An 18572-nucleotide genomic window follows, 5' to 3' on the forward strand; every position below is an offset into this window, starting at 1 on the left:
CGGGTCTTCACGAATCGTGAAGAGCAACCACCGCCCATTGCCCGTTGCGTGCCAGGGTGCGGGAGACGTCGGCCAACACCAGCCGGGCGGCCAGCGCCGCCGGCGACAGTTCCTCGTCGGACAGGCTGGCCAGCAGATTCGGGCGGAACAGATGGGCGTCGTCGATGCGGGCCATGTGCAACTGGCCGGGCGCGATCCGGGCCATCGCCGAACTGGGCTGGATGGTGGCGGCGATGCCTTGCTGGACCACGTCCATCAGCAGGGACAGGCCATCGACTTCGGCCACCACCCGGGGCGTATGGCCCTGTTGCAGAAAGGCGTTGTTCACCAGCGCCCGCAGCCCGTGGCGGCCGCTGGGCAGCACCAGCGGCAGGTCCGCGATCGCTTCCAGCCGCGTGGTGGCGCCGGCCGGCACGCCCGGCAGATCGGGCCGGGCAAAGAGAAACAGGGGTTCGTCCAGCAGCGGCATGATGCTCCAGCGGCGTGCGGACTCGGCGTGAAAGACGATGGCCAGGTCCAGCAGGCGGCCGTTCAGCATGTCGCTGAGATGGCCCGACAGCGCCTCGACCAGATGCAGCCGGATGTCGGGATAGCGCGCGTTCATGGCCTGCAGGAAAGGCGCCCCCAGGATCGCCGCCGTGGTGGACGGCAGGCCGACGCTGACGTGCCCGGCCAGCCTGGCCTGCTGGGCCGCCTGGACCGCGTCGTCGGCGTGGCGCAAGGCCAGTTGCGCCTGGCGGAAGAACGCCAGTCCCGCGTCCGTGGGCACCACGCCGCTGGCGCTGCGCTGCAGGAGCCGGGTGGAGAGCTCGCCTTCGAGCCTGCTGATCTGCTGGCTGAGCGCCGACGTGACCATGCCGATCGACATGGCCGCCCGGCCGATGCTGCCCGCTTCGACCACGCGCACGAAATAGCGTAGCTGGCGCAGTTCCATGGATCAGCCCGGAATGGCCAGTCCCTTGACCACGGCGGGCCGGGCCACGAAGGCATCCAGCACGCGCGCGATGTTCTTGAATTCGGAGAACCCGACCAGCTCGCCGGCGTCATAGAAGCCCACCAGGTTGCGCACCCAGGGCAGGATCGCGATGTCGGCGATGGTGTATTGATCGCCCATCACCCAGTCGCGCCCATCCAGGCGCTGATCCAGCACGGCCAACAGGCGCCGGGACTCGGCCGCGTAGCGGTCGCGCGGACGCTTGTCTTCGTAGTCCTTGCCCGCGAACTTATGGAAGAAGCCGAGCTGGCCGAACATCGGGCCGATCCCGCCCATCTGGAACATCACCCATTGCAGCGTCTCGTAGCGTCCCGCCGTGTCGGCCGGGATGAACTGGCCGGTCTTGCTGGCCAGGTAGACCAGGATGGCGCCGGATTCAAACAAGGCCAGCGGCGTGCCGTCGGGCCCGTTGGGGTCGAGGATGGCCGGAATCTTGTTGTTCGGGCTGATAGACAGGAATTCGGGTGAAAACTGGTCCTTGGAATCGAAGCTGACCCGGTGCGGCTCATAGGGCAGGCCGGTTTCCTCCAGCATGATCGACGCCTTCACGCCATTGGGGGTGGGCAGCGAATAGAGCTGGATGCGATCGGGATGCCGGGCGGGCCATTTCTGGGTGATGGCGAACGAGTCTAGGGAGGTCATGCGGGGGAATCTCCGGGGGAGGCGGGGGTTTGTGACGACAATCCTAGCGCAAAACCCGGTGCAGTCCCCACCGCAGCGCCACCACGGCCAGCGCGATGGGCAGCACCATGTGGAGTTGCGCCAGAAACAATTCCCGCGCCGCCTCGCCGGGCGCCCAGGTATTGCCGAACACCTGGGGAGAAGGCGGCGCCGCATACAAGGACACCAGCGCGGCGGCCAGGACCGCCGCGGCCCGGCCCGGGGCCGACTCGCGCACCTTCGCGGCGCGTTCCGCCAACGCCAGCACCAGCATGCCACCCAGGCCCGCCAATGCCGCGTCGATGAAGAAATCCCGCGGCTCGTACATATAGGGCGCGTCGGGGATCATCCAGCCGTAGGCGCCGGTCTTCAACACCGAGGTCAGGCAGGCGCCAAATAGCGCCGCCGCGGCGGACAGCAACAGGAAGTCAAAGACACGTAGCGGCAGTTTTGGCATGGCGGGGAAAGCAGAGGGGTGGCCACGCAAGGCGGCGTTTGCAAGGCGCGCAGGATGCCACAGCTTGGGCCCGAACGCAGCCGACGCGCAATTGACCCCATTTGTTTGAGAGAATGGCCGCCTTGCCCTCCCGGGCGATTGCCAAGGCATCGAGCAGTTCCCATGACGCGTCCGCAACAAAAGCTCCACCCGGTACTGCTGGCCAGTGCGCTCCTGCTATCCCAGGTTGCGGCATCCGCCGCGGATGCGCCGACCGCCCCGCCTTCGCCCCCAACGGTTCTTGCCGCGCCACAGGAAGGCATGCCGCAGTACGGCCAGGGCGAATACGGCATGGTCCTGACGCTGACGCTGCATAACAACCGGGACAGCGCCATTGCCCCCAACACGCCCTACCGCTTGTTCCTGACCGGCGCGGGCCAGTCCATCGACAACACGCCCAGCCAGGACGGCATCGTGCACGGCGTTACCGACGCGCAGGGCCGCACGGCCTGGATCTGGACCCGCGAACCGCATTCCGCCCAGGACTTCACGCTGATCCGCCGCATCGGCGACGGCCCGTGGGGCCAGTTCTTCCAGCTTGGCTCCCGCAACGACTCGACGCCGCTGCCGGGCTGGCCGTACGTCACCACCATGCACAAGCGCTGGGGCGAGCAATGGGTGGACCTGGGCTACACAAACGATCAGGGCGGGACCGCCTATTTCAGCCACGACGAACCGGCGGGATCCCTATCGCTGTCCGTGGACGCGGCCGTCACCGACAACCGCGCCTGCTTCGACGAGCTGGACGCCATCAACCGCAAGTTCAGCCAGGGCGACGAGGCGGGCGCGCGCCGGCTGATCGACGGCATGCAGTGCGCGGAGTCGCCGCAGCAGTTGCTGGATGCCGCCCATCTGATGCTGATGGCTGGCAAGGACGCGTGGGCGCGGGAGTTCCTGGCGCGATCACGCCTGTGGCGGTTTCCGCAATCGCTCAGGCCGACCGAAGACCGCGTGCTGCGCAGCCGCCTGAAGCTGGAAAAGCTGCTGGGCATGCCGGAACTGGCGTTGGCCGACGCGGTCATCCTGCAGAACCGGCAGGCCAGGCAGCATCGCGCAGCGCGCGTGGACGGCGAGGACCTGGCCAACGGCATCGCCTACTACCTCGCGGACTTCCCCGGCTACCTGCCCCAGGCCGAAGAGCAAGCGCGCAACTCCATCCAGACCAGAGGTTCTCGCCCGTACAACCAGGGCACGCTGGGCTGGATCCTCGCATTGCGCGGCGACACCGCCGGCGGCCTGCGCCTGATGAAGCAGGCCTACCGGGACATCCCGCGCGACGAGGAGATGGTGGCCGATTACGGCCTGGCGCTATGGCGTGACGGCCAGCGCGACCTGGCGGCACGGCTTTGGGACCAGGCGCAGACGCAATGCGTATGGGGCCAGCGCATGCACTCGGCGCTGCGCGAAGCCGGCTATCCGCATCCTTACTTCGAGCCCACGGCATCGCCTGCGGTGGATGCGTATCGGAAACGCTGCGATCAGCCTCGGACGAAGCGCAAGACCCTGGCCGCGAGCGCCGCCCTCATTCCGTAATTACTTCTCGTCCTTCATCTTCACTTCGCTGGCCGTGTCCGCCTTCAGGCCGCTGGTATTGATCTTGCCGGGCGGCGGCGCGTCGATCTCGTCCAGGTTGGCGGCGGCGGCGGGGGCCGACACATCGTCCAGGTTCACGGCATCGGCCACCGGCGCGGCGGGCTTGGCGGCGGCGGCCTTGGGCGCCGCCTTGGGGCGCGGCTTGGCCGGCGGACGCGGCTTGCTCACTTCCAGCGCGCGCGTGTACAGATTGCCGTCCTGGTAGACCAGCATGTAGGGCTTGCCGACCGCGGGTTTCACCGTCTGGCGCGCTGTCCACTGGCCGTTGGCCACGTTGAAGGACAGCGGGCCTTCGCAACTGCGATAGCTGTTCTGCCACTTCGAGGACTGGGTGCCCGACACGCTGTACACGTGGTAGACGTGACTGCAATTCATCTCGGGCACGTCCAGCGTGATCAGCGTGGCGCCCGGCACTTCGGCCACGTTGGCCACCATCATCATTGCGCCCTTGACCTCGAGTTCCATGACCTTTTTCTGGCCATAGAGCTTGATGTCATAGGAATCGTTGTAATACCGGCGCAGCGCCGCGCGCTCGCCGTTGACAAAGAAGACCTGCTGCTCCTTGGCCAGGACTTCGCCAAAATCCAGGCCCATCTTGCCCGAGCCGGTGCTGACGCAGCCGGTCAGGACCACGACGGCGCAAGCCGCGACTATTGCACCAAACGCGCGGCTGACACCGAATCGGCACGTGGCGTTTGCTGGGATCCGTCTGATAATTGGCGACACCATGAAACAACTCCCTGATACCAAATATGATTTTCCGTCCTGTATCAAACCTGACGAACGTATCATTTATGTTCAAATAATTTGCAATGTTAGACTGTAAACCAAAGCGTACAGGGGCGAGGCTCGAAGCATGAAGAAGGTTTGCGTGGCGGCGGCGATCGCCGCCAGTGTTGGCAGCCTGCCGGCACACGCCGAGGCGTACCGCCTGGCATATTCCAAAGCGGAAAACATCGAAATATTCATTGACCACGCCAATGGCTCTGCCTGGTGCGGTCCTCATCTGAATTTGCGCGCCGTTTATGGCGCCGCGCCCGACGCCGCCGCGCTGGGCCGCCTGCTGCCCAAGGTCGGCGTCTTGCTCAGCAAGCAATGTCCGCAAGCCGTCGACCTGCGCTGGACCAGCGTCAGCAATGCCGGCGCCCGTGTGGCCGACGGCACCAGCACCAAGGCGTCCGGCTGGGCACTGCAGATGGCCGCGGCGCCGGTTGCCGTGGCGCCCGCGCCCGCTCCCGTTCCTGCGGCGCCTGCAACACCTGCCCCGGCCGCGGAGGCGCCGGCCGCCGTGGCGGTTGCGCCCGCTGCCGCCGCTCCCGTCCCGGCCGATCCAGCCCCCGTCGCCGTTGCGCCGCAGCCGGCGGCCGCCCCGGCTCCCGCCGTCGTGGCGGCGCCCGCCGTACCGGCGCCCACGCCTGGCGCGGCCGTGCCGGAGCCGCAGCCCGCCGCCCCGCAACTACCCAGTCCGATTTTCGGGGCGCCTGCCGACCCCGCGCCAGCGGTTGCATCCGCTGCGGCCCCTGCTGTCCCTGCTGCCCCTGCCGCCGCTCCCCAGCCCGCGGCCGCACCGGCTCCCGCAGCTCAGGCCGCTTTCGCGATCAACGGCTGGACGCCGCCGTCCGCCGCGGCCGTGCTGGCCGGCACCAAGCAGCTCAAGGTCATGCAGGACCAGAACGGCTGCAAGGTCATCTCGACCTTCGAACTGGGCGAAAGCGCGCAATACATCACGCTGAAGTCGGACGGCCTGTCTTGCGGCCCCGACGGCTACGCGGCCGGCAAGGGCCGCTTGCGGCTGGAACGCTCGGACGGCGCCCGCATGGCCCAGACCAATGACGTCTGGCTGGTATCCGGCATCCCGTTCGCCTCTCCCGTCGCCGCCGCCAACCTGGCCCATATCGGCGAGAACACCACGCTGTGGTTCCACATGGATAGCGATCCGGCCAGCCGGTCGCACTACCTGATGCGCGCGGAACGCACCACCTACAACAACGCGCTGCAGGTCTGGCGCTACCGCCGCGTCGACGTGGTCACGGAAAGCACCGAGACCTTCCGCAACGCCACCCATATCAAGGTTGCCGTGGACACCGCGCTGCGCGTGCTGGAACGCACCGCCGTGCCGGACGCCGGCAACGCGCACATCGTGTTCTCGGACGACTTCGAACAAGGCGCCATCGGCGGCCAGGCCGAGCACCTGCTCTACGCCATCCAGGCCGACCGCGCGACCGACTGGCGCACCGGCAAACCCAAGAGCGAATGGCGCTACAACCTGCAGGCCGCGGACAATTACCTGTTCAGGCGCGACGAACTGCTGGCCCGCCAGAAGCGCGAAGCCCAGCGGCTCCTGGCCAACAAGGAACGGGACAATCTGCGGCAGTACCAGAACCTGGTCGAACAGGCCAAGAGCGATCCCAACGGCATCCTGGGCCGCATGCTGCGCGAAGTGCGCTACGACCCGCTGACCGGCGGCGGCTATGGCGGGCTGGTGGCCGGCCGCAAGGCCGCGGTCCGCATGGTCGTGCACGTGGACGACCACAAGGACAACGACGCCATCGCCGACTGGCCGTATGAAATGCGCCTGCCCGGGCAGAAGAACCTGAAGGAAGGCTGGTACCTCATCCCCGGCGACATCACGCTGGACATGAAGCGCCAGGACGGCCGGGGCCTGCCCCTGACGCTGCTGACGCTGGGCCAGGCCGCGCCCCAAGCCTGCCAGAAAGAAGGCTGCGCCGACCTGAACGACCCCCTGGTGGGCGCCCGCATGATGCTGGGCTTGCCCGACTGGACGCCCGAAAAGGCCCAGGCCGTGATCGACCAAGCCAACCAACCCTGATAGCCAGACGAGCAACGCAATGATCAATCAAAAGAAAGGCCTGATCGCAGGCGGCGTCGTGGTGGTGCTGGGCTGCGCCTGGTGGGGCCTGGGCGCCTATGCCGCCGGCAAGGCGGAAGACGAACTGGTGGCGCTGCTGGACAAGACCGGCCAGCGCGACATGGTGCACTGGAAGAGCATTTCGGCATCGCCGTTTGGCTCGGCCAAGCTGAAGGAAGTCACGATCGGCTCGCTGGCCGCGCCTGTCGCCAGCATCCAGACCGTCAAGATCAGCGGCTTGCGCAATACCCGCGACCGTCAAAGCGGTGACGTCACCATCGAGGGCGCCGCCCTGCCCAACGGCAACAGCGTGCTGAGCCAGACAGACCTGATCCGCCAGGCCGGCAAGACGGACCTGCCGCCCGCCAACCTGCGCATGCGCTGGGACTACCAGCGCGACGACGACAATGCCGAGATCGCGCTGAGCCTGGAACAGCCCGAAGCCCTGAACGCCGAACTGTCGCTGGCCCTGGAGCGCGTCAACGGCGCGGTCGCCCTGGCCGAGGACGGCGCCGGGCTGGGCGCGCTGGGCGTCATGGGGATGATGGGCATGGGCCGCATGGACCGTGCGCTGGCGCCTCTGGCACAGATGCGCGTCACGGCGGGCAGCCTGTCCTTGAAAGACGACGGCTACGTCAAGCGCAGCATCGAACTCTACAAGCGCTACAACATCACCGCCGTGCCCGGCGACGGCAATCCTGACAAGCAGCGCGCCAAGCAGTTCGACAGGTTGGTCGACGACACCAAGAAGCAGTGCATTCAGAAGAAGGCGCTATCCGGCTTCAAGGACAACGAGGACGCCTGCGAGGCCGTGGCCAATTTCGCCAGCGGCGAAGACAGCACGATCACGCTGACCTTGAACCCGCGCAACGGCGTGTCCGTCGCTGAAATGCTGGCGGGCGGGCCGAACTACAACGCGGCGCTGGCGCTGTTCTCGCCCTCGCTGAAGAACTGAGCGCGCTGACGCGGCGTCAGGGTTTGTTCGAGCATCTGCTCCAACTGATCCAGAAAAGGCGCCAGCCGTCCCAAGGTGCTGGGCGTGCCCTGCTGCATGCCCGTTTCGATTTCCACCAGCGCACGGCTGAGGTCGCTGCGCCGGAACACGCCCAGCATCCCCTTTAGCTGGTGCAATTCCGCCCGCAGGCCCTGCGTGTCCTGCGCCAGCCTGGCCTGCCTGAGCACCAGGATAGACCGGCGGCAGGCGTGCGCGAACACGTGCATCAGATCCTCCGGCATGGCCTCCTTGCCCAGCAGCGCGCCATTGGCGGCGTCCGCCTCCGAGACCGCGTCCGCGTTGGCGGCGTCTTCCGGCAGCAGGGCCAGGGCCCGCTCCAGTTTGGCCAACAGCAGCGGCTTGCTCAGCACATCGGCCATGCCGGCCGCCTTGGCCCGTTCGCGCTCGGTTGGCGTGACGTTGGCCGTCACCGCCACGACCGGCATCGACGGCCAGCGCTGGCGGACCCGCGCAGCCAATTCATAGCCGTCCATGCCCGGCATGGACAGGTCGGTCAGCAGCACGTCGAAACGCTGCCGCCGCAGCGCCTCCAGGGCGCGCTCGCCATCCTCGGCCAACTCCGCATCGCAACCCAGCAGCCGAAGCTGTTCGCGCAGCAAGGCGCGGTTGGCGGCATTGTCCTCCGCCACCAGCACCCGCAGCCGGCGCGCCGTCGGGCCTGCTTGCCGTTGCCGCGAAGCCAGCGCCCTGCCCTGCAACGTGTGCCGCAGCGCCGCCGCCAGGCCCTTCAGTCCGTGGATCGAAACGCTCAGCACGCTGCCCGTCGCCACGGGCTCGCCCGGGCCGTCCCGCGAGCAATCGATCACCCAGGCGGACTCTTCGACCAGCTGGTTCTCGTCGTCCGGATGCCAGGTCTGCCGTTCTCCCCACAGGATCAGGGTCCGCGCCTGGCCCAGGACCGCCTGTGAGACCTGGGCCGGATGCTGGTAGGCGTGCGCGCGCAGCCCCCAGGCCGTCAGCGTCCTGACCAGGTAGTTCCGCCAATGATCCGACGCGGCCACGACCAGCACCGATTCGCCCCGGAATCCCGGCACATCGGGCGGCGCAACCGCGCATGCCATGGGCAGCGCCAGCGTGAAGCGGCTGCCCCTGCCCGGCTCGCTTTGGACCGTCAGGGTGCCGGCCATCGCCTGCGTCAGCCCCTGGCACAGGGCCAGGCCCAGCCCGGTGCCCCCAAAGCGCCGGCCGATCGACGCGTCGGCCTGGCTGAAGGCACGGAACAGCCGGTCCGTCTGCGCCCGCGACATGCCGATGCCGGTGTCCTCGACCGAGATGACAAGGCGGGACGTGTCCGCCCGCCCATCCACCCGCACCAGCACCTGGCCGGCCTGCGTGAACTTGATGGCATTGGACAACAGGTTCTGCACGACCTGCCCCAGCCGGACCGGGTCTCCGGTCGTCGGCCACGTCGCGGCCTGCCCCCACTCGCCCAGCAGGGACAGGCCTTTGGCGCGCGCCACGGGCTCGAACATCGTCAGGGCATGCGACACCACTTCCAGCGCATCGAATTCGATGGCCTCCAGGCGCATTTCGCCCGCCTCGATCTTCGAGAAGTCCAGCACATCGCTCACGATGGAAAGCAGCGCGCGGGAGGACGTCTGGACGGTGTCCAGGCGATCCCGCTGGATCGCGTCCAGGCGCGAATGCGCCAGCAGTTCCAGGTTCCCCAGTATCGCGTTCAGCGGGGTCCGGATCTCGTGGCTCATCGCGGCCAGAAAGGCGGATTTGGCCGCGTTCGCCTGATCGGAGGCCTGCTTCGCCTCGCGCAGCCCCTGCTCCAGCCGGCGCTTGGCCGTCACGTCCGTGAAGGCCGCCACCAGCATATCCTTGCCCAGGTACCTGACGCGGACCACGCTGACCGACAGGTCCACGCTGGCGCCGTCCACCGTGGCAAGGCTCACGTCTTCCTGGAACTCACGCAGTCTCCAACTGATGTCTCCCCGGGAAACGCGCTCTTTGTAGCGCCGCACGATCATGGTGGCCAGCGGCGGCTCGCCCGGCCCGATGCGCTGGCCGATAAGGGCCATCTCGGGGCTCATCAATAACGATCTGCCGGTTTCCACATCGATCAGCCCCAGCCCCAGGGGGGCCGTTCCGATCAAGGTGCGGCTCAGTTCCTCGCTTTCGAACACGCGCTGCGAGCGCTCCACCAGCGGCCGCACGATCCTCAGCTTGAATCTGAGCAGCAGCGCCCAGACCAGGGCGATCGCGATCAGGGCAAGGGCGCCATCCTGCCCCACCCGCCAGCCGATGTCGGCCAGCACCTCGCGCCATGGATGGGCGGCCACCAGCACCCACCCGGTATTGCCCAGTGGCTTCGATATCGCGAATACGCCGGACCGGTACTCTTCGAGCCAGCCCGCGCCCGTGCGTCCGGCGATGTCGCCCAGTCTCCAGGATGGCGGCAGCTCGCGCCCGCCCTCCTGCGCAACGACGCCGCCCTGGCGCGTCGAGATCAGATAGGCGCCTTGCCCGGGCTCGCGCGCCAGTGGCTTGAGCAAGGCCTTCGGGTCATATTCCATGACCAGCACGCCAAAAGGCCGGCCGTCATCCATGATGGGAGCGGCGATCTTGAATGCGCGCACGCCGGTCAGCGGGTTGACCGCGGGCGGGATCCAGGTCAGCGCGGGCACGGCCATCGGCTCGTGCGAGTCCGGGCTCCGCAGATGCGCATCCACGCCCTGCGTGATCAGGGCAAGCAACTGCTCGCGGTTGGCCGAGTAATACGCGCGGTCCCGGGCGCGGGGGGCCGGAATGATGCCCACCATATCGTGGCTGAAGGTGTAGAAGTAGCCGGAGAATTCGTTCTTTCTGACCAGCCCTTCTATCGCGGCCACGCGGCCAAGCTGGATCGACAGGCCGACGAACCGCAGCAGCGCGCGCTCGTCGAGACCGGCGGCCGTGGCGCCGGAGATCCACTGCGCCGGCCGCCCGGCCACCGCCCGGATCAGCAGGCTTTCGCCCTGCGCGCGGTAGAGCGCGCCATAGGTTCTGTCCGGCGGCGGGCTTTCGCTCCAGATGAGCGCGGCGGAGACCAGCGCCGTCCGGAAGGCGTGGGCCCGCGCCTCGACCTCCGCCATCACGCGGGCATGGTCGACAAAGAAGGCCTGGCGCTGCACCCCGGCATACTCGTTCAAGGTGCTTTGCGATTCCAGGACGAACATCAGCAACGTCATCGCCGTCGTGAGGATGCCTCCTCCAAACACCAGCAAACGTTGCGAATATCGCAGGCGCGTCAACGCCTTGATCGGTGAATCCAGCATGGCGGATAGGGTCGGGCCCGTCTGATGGCCGCGAGGATATCAAGAGTGCCGATTATGAGTGGATTTGCTCTGGCGCAAGCAAACACCCGGCGCTATTCGAATCCGCCCTGCCATGGAACGCCTGGATTCGTACAAGGTCGAGCTTTCCAGGCCGCCATGCTTAATTCCAGGCATGAACCCCGGCGCATCCGGCGGCGCCCCGCCTCGGCCGTCAGCAGACCTTGCGGAACGCCAGCACGGCGTTGTTGCCACCCATGCCGAAGGAATTGCTCAGCGCCACCCGCAGGCCCGGCAAGCGCCTGGCCGACAACGGCACGCAGTCCAGATCGCACTGCGCATCACCGCCTTCGTAAAACAGCGTGGGTGGCACCACGCCCCGCAGCACGGACAATGCGGTCACGGCGGCCTCGACCGCGCCCGCGGCCCCGATCATGTGCCCGACCGCCCCCTTGATGCTGCTGACGGGCAGCGCCGCCGCATGGCCGCCGAACACCTTCTTGATGGCCGCCGTTTCGATCCGGTCGCCCACCAGGGTGCCGGTCGCATGCGCGTTGATATAGCCCACGTCCCCGGGCGCCAGGCCCGCGTCGGCCAGGCAACGCGACATGGCCAGCGCCTGCCCCTCGGGGTCCGGACGCAGGGGATGCGTGCCGTCGTTGCTGACGCCGTAGCCGCACAACTCCGCAATCGGCGCCGCGCCCCGCGCGGCGGCATGCGCGGCGCTTTCCAGAACCAGCATGGCGGCGCCCTCGGACAGCGCGAAGCCCGTGCGCCTGTTGCTGAACGGCCGGCATCCGCCCGCTCCGCCATCGGCAGGATCGGCGCACAGCACATGCAATTGCAGCCAGGCCGCGAAGACGACCGGGGTCAGCATCGCGTCAGCGCCGCCGGCGATGGCGACGTCCAGGTAACCGTCGCGGATGCGCCGGAAGGCCTCGCCGATGGCGACCGCGCCCGAAGAGCAGGCCGTGGCATAGGTTTGCGCCTCTGCCACGGACTTGATCGTCTGCGCGATCTGCGCGGCGGCCGCGTTGGGCATCGTCGCGGGAACGACCAGCACCGGCCGCTTGGGCACGACGCCATGAAAGGCTTCGACCCCTTCGCACAGGGTCGATACGCCGCCGACCCCGGTGCCCACGAACACCCCGCATTCCGCATGCCGCGCCGCGCCGAGCCCGGCGCGCGCGAGGGCCTGGCCGGCCGCGTACTGCGCCATTACCGTCACCCGGTCCATCATCCGCGCCTGGCTGGGGTGCAGGCCGGCCGCGATGTCCGCGCGCACCTGTCCCACCCGCCGGCCGATTCCCGCGTCCGGGTGCGGATCCACGCCGCATTTACCCGCGATCAGCGCGTCGAACGTCTGCTCGGCGGAGTCTCCCACCGGGGTGGCCATGCCCATCGCCGTGATGACGACTCGGCGGGGATCCATCGCGGCGCCGGCGCGGCTACGGCGCACGGCCAGCGCCGGACGGCATCCCCGCGTCGGGCGCGGCGGCGGCGTCCGACGCCGCGGTGCGCCGGGCCTGCCGCAACGCTTGCAGCGTGTCCTCTCCCGCTTCCTGGCGGGCGGCGACGCGCGCAGCCACGACGCGCATGTAGGCGATCAGTTCGGACAGGTCCTTGGGAAACACGCTGGTGATTTCCTGGGCGCCGGTGGCATGGTCCAGCGGCAGCATGTCGTCCGTCTGGATGTGGAATTCGGTTTCGACTTCCAGCAGGATTTCCAGGATCGCCAGCGAGTCGAACTGCGTGATGACCGCCGAGAACGCCTGGCCGTCAAGCAAAGGACCGGGTTCGCACCGGCAGACCGTCGCGATGATCGTAGCCATCCTGTCGCGCAGGACCGGCGTATCCGGCAGCGAGACGATGTCAGCGGGCTTGGGGGTATCGGGCATGTTCCGGATCCTGTCGATTCAGTTGTAGGCGAACGTCAGCGTGGCGCCCGTCTGCAGCGCACCGGCGCGGATCTCGTTCACCGCGCCGGTGCGCGCATAGCGCATGGAAAACTGGTATTGCCACGATGACGCGGGCAGGCTGCCCAGGGCCTGGCCCAGATCCGTATGCACGGTGCCGAAGCCGGGATCCCGGCGCGTGCCCGTCGCGGGAACGATCGTCTGCAACTGCACGCCCACGCCCTGCGCGGCGTTCGCTCCCGTCAGCGCATTGGCCAGGAGGTTCGGCGAACTGCCCAGCCGGTTGTTCGACGTGATCTTCAGGGTCGGCGGCGATTGGCTCGACGAAGCACACGTGACCGGCACGATTCTGGTCTCCTCGGGCCCCGTCGCCGACCCGGCCAGCGTCGCCGAATTGATGTCCGGCAGGTTCACGTTCAAGGCCGACGCCTGGCTGACCGAGCAGGTCGGCACGCTGATCACGATGTTCCCCAACAGGGATACCCGGTACAGCGGCATCGGCATCGAACCGGAGTAGGGCACGGAGAGAACGCTTTGGCCATACACGTTGGCCGAAAGAATCGTCCCGGGCCTGACCTCGTCGCCCGTGGAAACGAAGTCGATCCGCGTGCGCAGGTTGCTGCCGAACGAATTGCCGTTGAACGGAAACACCAGCGCGCCGGAGGTAAAGGTGTTGGCGGCATACCAGGGCGCCGAAACGGATTCATTGCTGGAGATGTAGTAGTACACCCGGTAGCCGATCCCCGCCACGCCGGTCTGGTAGACGTCGGACCCCGAAATAGGCGAGCCCCGGCCATTGAACATTTCCAGGCCTCCGCTGGGACAGTCGTAGACCGGGGCCGCCCTGCCCTGGGCCTGCCCGGTCAGCCAGGGCAACTGCGTCTCCGTCGACGAGAACAAGAGCTGCCCGAAGCCCTTGTTGGCGGGCACGGGGTAGGAGGAAGACCGGGGTCTGACGGTGATCTGCCAGATACCCACATCGAAGCCGTCGTAGCGGTTTCCCTGGGAACTGACACCGCCGTTGTTGTTGACTCTGCACATCGTGGGCGCGCTGCGCGAATCCAGTGGCCCCGCCCGCGCGGCATCCAGGCCGCCGCCCAGCGCCGCGGCCATGGCCAGCGCGCTGGCCGCCAGGCGTCGGCGGCGCCGCAGTTCCGCGCAGGCCCGCGGCCGGCCGAGGTCGTACTTCATCGTCGTCAGACGCATGTCAATTCCTTGCTCTTCTCTTCCGGCTGGCTCTTGCCGGCAGGCACCTCGATATCGAAGGCGCATTGGTTTTCCTGGTCATTGCCCCACCGCACCGTGAAGCGGTTGGCGCCCGCCAGGCCGGTCAGCCAGACCCGGCCCACCGGCCCGACGATGCCCTTCTGCTCGTTGTCCTTGTCGAACACCGCAGCGCCGAACGGCAATTCCATTCCCGCATCATTGCGCAGCACCACCAGCATGGCGCGCCCGATCTCGGTATCGAACCTGGCCACCACGATGGCGCCCCGGGTCGGCACCACGGTTTGCACGTTGTGTTCCAGCGTGGTGTCGGCGTCGTCGAAGTTCGGCGTCAGGGATACCCGGTTCTCGCGGTAGGCGTTGGCATACGGAATCAGGGCCCGGCCATCGCCGTTGGTGCGCACGCCCGGAAAGGAGTCCACTTCCACCCCGGACGCGCCCGGCGCCTCCACGATGATCGCGGTCTCGCCCAGCGACTGGCCCAGCAGCACGCCCTTTCCGTCCAGCAGGATGGCGCCGCTGACATCCAGGTTGGTGTTGGACGAACGCTTGCTGTAGGCATGGCTGACGTTCGCGATGCCGGTCGGCCCCGCGTAGCCCAGCGCGCCGTATCCGCGCGCGCCCTCGCCCGAGCCGCTGGTCACCCCGGCCTGCAGCGCGTAGGTCAGCGCGTAGTCATCCGTCAGCGCCCCGCTCAGGGTGGCGTCCTGGCTCGTGCCCTGGCCGGAGCTGCGGCCGATCGCATAGCTTCCGTTATGCGAGCCGCCCAGCGGAATATTCATCGTGAACATCACCGTGGATTCACGCCGGCTCCAGGGGCTGCGGTTGACGCCGTAGGTCAGGGAATAGCCCACCCGCCCGATCGAGCTCGATACGCCCAGTTGGGCGAAGGTCGAAGTCGACGGCGCGTTCCGGTACGACACGCCGAAATAGTTGAACGACACCGACGCCCGCGTACCGATGCGCTGCGACAGGGAAAGCTGGTACTCGTTCACGCGGCTGAGGCCGCGCAAAAGATCCGAGTCCGGCCCGGACCGGTCGCGCACGGCGTCGTCCAGGCTGCGGAACCCCGCCGAGTTGTAGCGGTAGCCGGCCAGCGTGAAATCCGTTCCGCTGCCGGGAAAGGACTTTGCGTACTGGATGCGCGCGGCGATGCCCGAGATGCTTTTGCCCCGGTCGTCCCGCGAGCGCGACCCCGTGATATCCGACGACACCGCGCCCAGCGTCTCCATGTTCAGCGCCATGCCCAGCGCGCCGGCCTGATAGGAGCCCTCGGCCACCATCGCTCCGCCATAGCCCGTCAGCCCGCCGGGCAGGCCATAAGCCATGGTGAACTGGCTCATCATGGGACGTTCCGAGTCGAACCTGGATCGATGCTCGCCCGCCACGAAGTTGTAGCTCAGGATGCCTTCGCGCATCATCAGCGGCAACGCCGAGAACGGCTGCGAGAACCGCGTGACGCGGCCGCCGAGTTCCTCGATTTCCACCTGCAGGTCTCCGCCGCCGGGCGTGGAGTACAGGTCGTCGATCACGAAGGGGCCGGCCGGCACAAACGTCGTGTAGACCACGTAGCCGTTCTGGCGCACCGTGACCTTGGCGTTGCCGTTGGCGATGCCGCGCACCACGGGCGCATAGCCCCGCTGGCTGTCGGGGAGCATGCTTTCGTCCGACTGCATCTGCAGGCCGCGAAAGCGCGACGAACTGAAGATATTGCCGGGCGTCGAACTGGCGCCCAGGCGCAGCCAGCTTCGCAGCGGCACGATGCCGCGCTCGGCGTACACGTCGGTCCAGTCCCACGTGGACTCGCCGTTGCTCTGGTAGAAGCTGCCGTTGTTGCGCACGCGCCATTCGCCCAGGTTCAGGCCATTGCGAAAGCTCGCGAAGGTCGAATGGCTATTGCTGCCCCCGCCGGACACGCTCATCTGGTTGTGCCCGATCCGGTACGAGGACCACAGCGCGGTCTTGCCGCTGTCCCACAGATCGGCCGACACCAGGCCGCGCGCCTTCCGGTCCAGCGCGGCCTGGGGGATCGACAGGTCCAGGATGTTCTTTTCGTGGTCGTACGCGATCGACGTCTGCGGAATGGCGGCCAGCGGCGCCGTGCAGTCGGTGGGGTCCATGCTCAGCAACGGCGCGAAGGCCTTGATGTTGACGCCAAGCTCCTCCAGCGCGGTCACGGTGAAGCAAGGCTGCGCGTCCTCCTTGCCCTCTTGCGCCACGAACTCGATGTCGCGAGTGCCCAGCGGCTGGCGGTTCAGCCGCAGCAGCACGGTACGCGTGCCGGGCAGCACGCGATTGGAAAACGCAAAGACCGACAGGTCCACGCCGGGCTGCCCTTTGACGTTATGCAGGAAGTTGTTGTCGAACGAGGCTGCCGCCTCTTCCGGTGTCTGGCCGCTGGCGCTTGCGCAGGCCAGCGCCAGGGACAGGAAGCCCATTCCAGTGGCCAGGGAGCGATACAGGATCTTTGTTCTCATGGTGCTTGCGTGCGCCTCGCTGAAAGCGAGCCGGGATCGGTTCATGTTGGATGAATGGGGCAAGCCCGATGGGGCCGCTTGCGCGGCGGATGGATGCACGCTACGAATAGGTCAGCGTTACCGTCGCGGTGGCGTTCGCGGTGCCGGCCCTTGGCGCGGCGCCTTGCACGGGGCTGTAGAACGCCTTGAAGTCGTAGCTCGTCTTGATGCTGCCCACGTCGAAGGGAATGCCTTCGTTGCGGTTGAAGACGACGGAAAGCCCGTCGCCGGGATGCGTCGCATCGGTCCGGACGATCTGGATGCCGATGCCGGCCGCCACCCTGGGATCCGGTGTCAAGGCAAGCAAGGTGTCATTGCTGCCGGGAACGGTGGCGCCCGTGAAATCCAGCGAGGCGGAATGCAGCGTCTGCAGGTCGCACCCCGCCAAACCCACCTGGAAGTTCTTTCCGTAGTTGACGCCCGAGCCGGGGCTGCCCAGGAAGTCCGCCAGCGGGACCTTTCCCATGTCCACGGGACTCAGCACCAGCGTGCACGGCGCCGGCACGATTCTGCCCGTCACCTCCAGCAACGCGCCCCGCGCCTGCATCACGCCGCACAGTGCCAACAGCGCCACCGCGCAGCGGGTTCGGATCGTTCTGTTCATTTGCACACCCAAGGCGCTACTGCAACGATATTTCTGGCCAGGGCTCGACCACGCCATAGTCGTTGACGACGTGGGGCGCCAGCTTGATGGCTCCGGCGGGGCACTTGCCGAGCGCGACGCGCGTGCTGGCCAGCGGTTTGGCGACAACGGCCGTGCCGAACCCGGACGGCTCTCCGGTCGTATCGATGCGGGCGAAGTTCATGTTGTAGGCCGAGCCGTTCTGGATATCGATGCCGCAGTTCTTGCCATCGCGCACCAGGGCCCACTTCACCAGTTCGGGGCCGCGCGGAAGCTGCAGGACGGCCGTCGGACGGTAGAACAGCTTGATGCGCGTGCGCGTCGCCAGCGTCAGGCTGTTCTGGGCGGCGTCGGTCTTCTGCGGAATTTCCAGCACGTTGACCCAGTAGTAGGACTCGCGGTCGCCCGGCAACTGTCCCCCGCCCACCCGCGTGATGTTCAGGCTGCGTTCGGCATTCGCGTCGAACCGGCTGAGCGGCGGCGTGATGAAGAACGGGGTCTGCATTTCCTCGGCTTCGCCGTCGATCCATGCCTGCACCACGAAGGGCGCGGTCGTCAGGTTCTTCGCGAAGATCGAGACGTTGCGATCCTTTTCGTTCATGATGACGCGCGTGCCGGACAACTGGATCGCGGCGTCGGCCGCGCCGCCGGCCAGCGCGGCCATCAGGGCGATCGCCGGCAGAAAGGATAGGAATCGTATTTTCATGGCGTCCTCAGGCGTAGCTCAGCGTGACCGTGGCGGTGGCGTTGGCCGTGCCCGTGCGCAAAGCCACGCCAGGCACCGGCACCAGCTTTGCCTGGAAGTCATAGGTGTTCTTGCCGCTGGCCAGCAAAAAGGGATAGGCGGTCGCGCCGTCGAAACGCACGGCCGTACCCACCGAGCCGCCATGCGTGCTCTCGTTGATGTAGACAGAGACGGCAACGCCCTGCGCGCGCGTGGACGCATCGTTCAGCGCCAGCCCGGTGCTGTTCGATACTTCCGGCACGATGGTGCCCGCGAACGTGACGGAAGCGCGCGTCAGGGTCGCCATATCGCAATTCCCGAGCGTGACCTGGAACGTCTTCGCATATTGGCTGTCGGTAAAGTTCGCGATCGGCACGTCGCCGAACGCCACGGCGCCCACCGAGATCGTGCACGACGCGGCGACGACTCGCCCCGTGATGTTCAATTGCGCGCTTTGCGCCTGGACAGCGCCCGCCATCAAGGCATAAGCCGCAACGGCCGCAAGCCCTTTCAATCTGATGTTCATTTCTTCGCCCAAAAGCTCGCCCACACGGGTCACGCCTGCTGGATCCGTGGGCAATTCGACCAATTCGATTGGGATCCGGACGCGGTCCGCCGCGCCCGGATGCACCGGATGCCGGCAATGCACTCCGGCAATGTCGGAAGGCGGGCCGGGCGATAAG

At 67.4% G+C, this 18572-nt stretch carries 15 protein-coding genes; 3 read left to right on the top strand and 12 right to left on the bottom strand.

Annotated elements, in window-relative coordinates; translation table 11 throughout:
* Nucleotides 1-7: 7 nt before the first annotated feature.
* The 3 genes from ASE30_RS16175 to ASE30_RS16185 are packed head-to-tail and all read right to left on the bottom strand — an operon-like array spanning nt 8 to nt 2111.
* The gene (locus tag ASE30_RS16175) at nt 8-934 is read right to left on the bottom strand and encodes a LysR family transcriptional regulator (RefSeq protein ID WP_057285309.1); all 927 of its coding nucleotides are present in this window, start codon (nt 932-934) and stop codon (nt 8-10) included.
* A 3-nt stretch (nt 935-937) separates the two neighbouring features.
* Entirely contained in the window at nt 938-1636 is a 699-nt protein-coding gene (locus ASE30_RS16180) for a glutathione S-transferase N-terminal domain-containing protein (RefSeq protein ID WP_057285310.1), read from the bottom strand.
* Between the two features lie 43 nt (nt 1637-1679).
* Nucleotides 1680-2111 (bottom strand): hypothetical protein, encoded by a 432-nt coding sequence (locus ASE30_RS16185; RefSeq protein WP_057285311.1) that lies wholly within the window; start codon nt 2109-2111, stop codon nt 1680-1682.
* A 162-nt stretch (nt 2112-2273) separates the two neighbouring features.
* Between ASE30_RS16185 and ASE30_RS16190 the strand changes: the two genes are divergently transcribed.
* The gene (locus tag ASE30_RS16190) at nt 2274-3683 is read left to right on the top strand and encodes a tetratricopeptide repeat protein (protein ID WP_057285312.1); all 1410 of its coding nucleotides are present in this window, start codon (nt 2274-2276) and stop codon (nt 3681-3683) included.
* Here ASE30_RS16190 and ASE30_RS16195 read toward each other — a convergent pair whose 3' ends face one another.
* The gene (locus ASE30_RS16195; RefSeq protein WP_057285313.1) at nt 3684-4376 is read right to left on the bottom strand and encodes a hypothetical protein; all 693 of its coding nucleotides are present in this window, start codon (nt 4374-4376) and stop codon (nt 3684-3686) included. It lies immediately after the preceding gene.
* A 223-nt stretch (nt 4377-4599) separates the two neighbouring features.
* Between ASE30_RS16195 and ASE30_RS16200 the strand changes: the two genes are divergently transcribed.
* Together ASE30_RS16200 and ASE30_RS16205 are read left to right on the top strand one after the other, a co-directional pair.
* Nucleotides 4600-6573, top strand: coding sequence for a hypothetical protein (locus ASE30_RS16200; protein WP_057285314.1), 1974 nt, complete (start codon nt 4600-4602; stop codon nt 6571-6573).
* Between the two features lie 19 nt (nt 6574-6592).
* On the top strand, nt 6593-7567 hold the full coding sequence (locus tag ASE30_RS16205) for a hypothetical protein (RefSeq protein ID WP_057285315.1): 975 nt from the start codon (nt 6593-6595) through the stop codon (nt 7565-7567).
* Here the strand turns inward: ASE30_RS16205 and ASE30_RS16210 are convergent.
* The 8 genes from ASE30_RS16210 to ASE30_RS16245 form a co-directional block, all read right to left on the bottom strand.
* Entirely contained in the window at nt 7522-10890 is a 3369-nt protein-coding gene (locus tag ASE30_RS16210) for an ATP-binding protein (protein ID WP_057285316.1), read from the bottom strand. The genes ASE30_RS16205 and ASE30_RS16210 overlap by 46 nt on opposite strands.
* Before the next feature lie 211 nt (nt 10891-11101).
* Nucleotides 11102-12319: a beta-ketoacyl synthase gene (locus ASE30_RS16215; protein WP_057285901.1), complete on the bottom strand. Its 1218-nt coding sequence runs from the start codon at nt 12317-12319 to the stop codon at nt 11102-11104.
* Nucleotides 12320-12335: 16 nt separating this feature from the next.
* Nucleotides 12336-12785, bottom strand: a complete 450-nt coding sequence (locus ASE30_RS16220) for a hypothetical protein (RefSeq protein WP_057285317.1) — start codon at nt 12783-12785, stop codon at nt 12336-12338.
* An 18-nt stretch (nt 12786-12803) separates the two neighbouring features.
* Nucleotides 12804-14009 (bottom strand): fimbrial protein, encoded by a 1206-nt coding sequence (locus ASE30_RS16225; RefSeq protein WP_057285318.1) that lies wholly within the window; start codon nt 14007-14009, stop codon nt 12804-12806.
* Entirely contained in the window at nt 14000-16504 is a 2505-nt protein-coding gene (locus tag ASE30_RS16230) for a fimbria/pilus outer membrane usher protein (RefSeq protein WP_235515274.1), read from the bottom strand. The genes ASE30_RS16225 and ASE30_RS16230 overlap by 10 nt, the downstream gene beginning before the upstream one ends.
* A 100-nt stretch (nt 16505-16604) precedes the next feature.
* Nucleotides 16605-17147 carry a fimbrial protein gene (locus tag ASE30_RS16235; RefSeq protein ID WP_162259929.1) on the bottom strand — a complete coding sequence of 181 codons (543 nt, stop codon included), beginning with the start codon at nt 17145-17147 and terminating at the stop codon, nt 16605-16607.
* 16 nt (nt 17148-17163) lie between these two features.
* Nucleotides 17164-17871 (bottom strand): molecular chaperone, encoded by a 708-nt coding sequence (locus ASE30_RS16240; protein ID WP_057285321.1) that lies wholly within the window; start codon nt 17869-17871, stop codon nt 17164-17166.
* Between the two features lie 7 nt (nt 17872-17878).
* Nucleotides 17879-18415, bottom strand: a complete 537-nt coding sequence (locus ASE30_RS16245) for a fimbrial protein (protein WP_082601641.1) — start codon at nt 18413-18415, stop codon at nt 17879-17881.
* Nucleotides 18416-18572 lie beyond the last annotated feature (157 nt).

This window comes from Achromobacter sp. Root83 (assembly GCF_001428845.1).
GTDB lineage: Bacteria > Pseudomonadota > Gammaproteobacteria > Burkholderiales > Burkholderiaceae_B > Achromobacter.

Bases quoted from the DNA above. Each gene is read 5' to 3' on its own strand.
- ASE30_RS16240 (WP_057285321.1), bottom strand. From the start codon at position 17,871: ATGAAAATACGATTCCTATCCTTTCTGCCGGCGATCGCCCTGATGGCC.
- ASE30_RS16225 (WP_057285318.1), bottom strand. From the start codon at position 14,009: ATGCGTCTGACGACGATGAAGTACGACCTCGGCCGGCCGCGGGCCTGC.
- ASE30_RS16245 (WP_082601641.1), bottom strand. From the start codon at position 18,415: ATGAACATCAGATTGAAAGGGCTTGCGGCCGTTGCGGCTTATGCCTTG.
- ASE30_RS16190 (WP_057285312.1), top strand. From the start codon at position 2,274: ATGACGCGTCCGCAACAAAAGCTCCACCCGGTACTGCTGGCCAGTGCG.
- ASE30_RS16180 (WP_057285310.1), bottom strand. From the start codon at position 1,636: ATGACCTCCCTAGACTCGTTCGCCATCACCCAGAAATGGCCCGCCCGG.
- ASE30_RS16205 (WP_057285315.1), top strand. From the start codon at position 6,593: ATGATCAATCAAAAGAAAGGCCTGATCGCAGGCGGCGTCGTGGTGGTG.
- ASE30_RS16220 (WP_057285317.1), bottom strand. From the start codon at position 12,785: ATGCCCGATACCCCCAAGCCCGCTGACATCGTCTCGCTGCCGGATACG.
- ASE30_RS16215 (WP_057285901.1), bottom strand. From the start codon at position 12,319: ATGGATCCCCGCCGAGTCGTCATCACGGCGATGGGCATGGCCACCCCG.
- ASE30_RS16210 (WP_057285316.1), bottom strand. From the start codon at position 10,890: ATGCTGGATTCACCGATCAAGGCGTTGACGCGCCTGCGATATTCGCAA.
- ASE30_RS16185 (WP_057285311.1), bottom strand. From the start codon at position 2,111: ATGCCAAAACTGCCGCTACGTGTCTTTGACTTCCTGTTGCTGTCCGCC.
- ASE30_RS16230 (WP_235515274.1), bottom strand. From the start codon at position 16,504: ATGAGAACAAAGATCCTGTATCGCTCCCTGGCCACTGGAATGGGCTTC.
- ASE30_RS16235 (WP_162259929.1), bottom strand. From the start codon at position 17,147: ATGAACAGAACGATCCGAACCCGCTGCGCGGTGGCGCTGTTGGCACTG.
- ASE30_RS16175 (WP_057285309.1), bottom strand. From the start codon at position 934: ATGGAACTGCGCCAGCTACGCTATTTCGTGCGCGTGGTCGAAGCGGGC.
- ASE30_RS16200 (WP_057285314.1), top strand. From the start codon at position 4,600: ATGAAGAAGGTTTGCGTGGCGGCGGCGATCGCCGCCAGTGTTGGCAGC.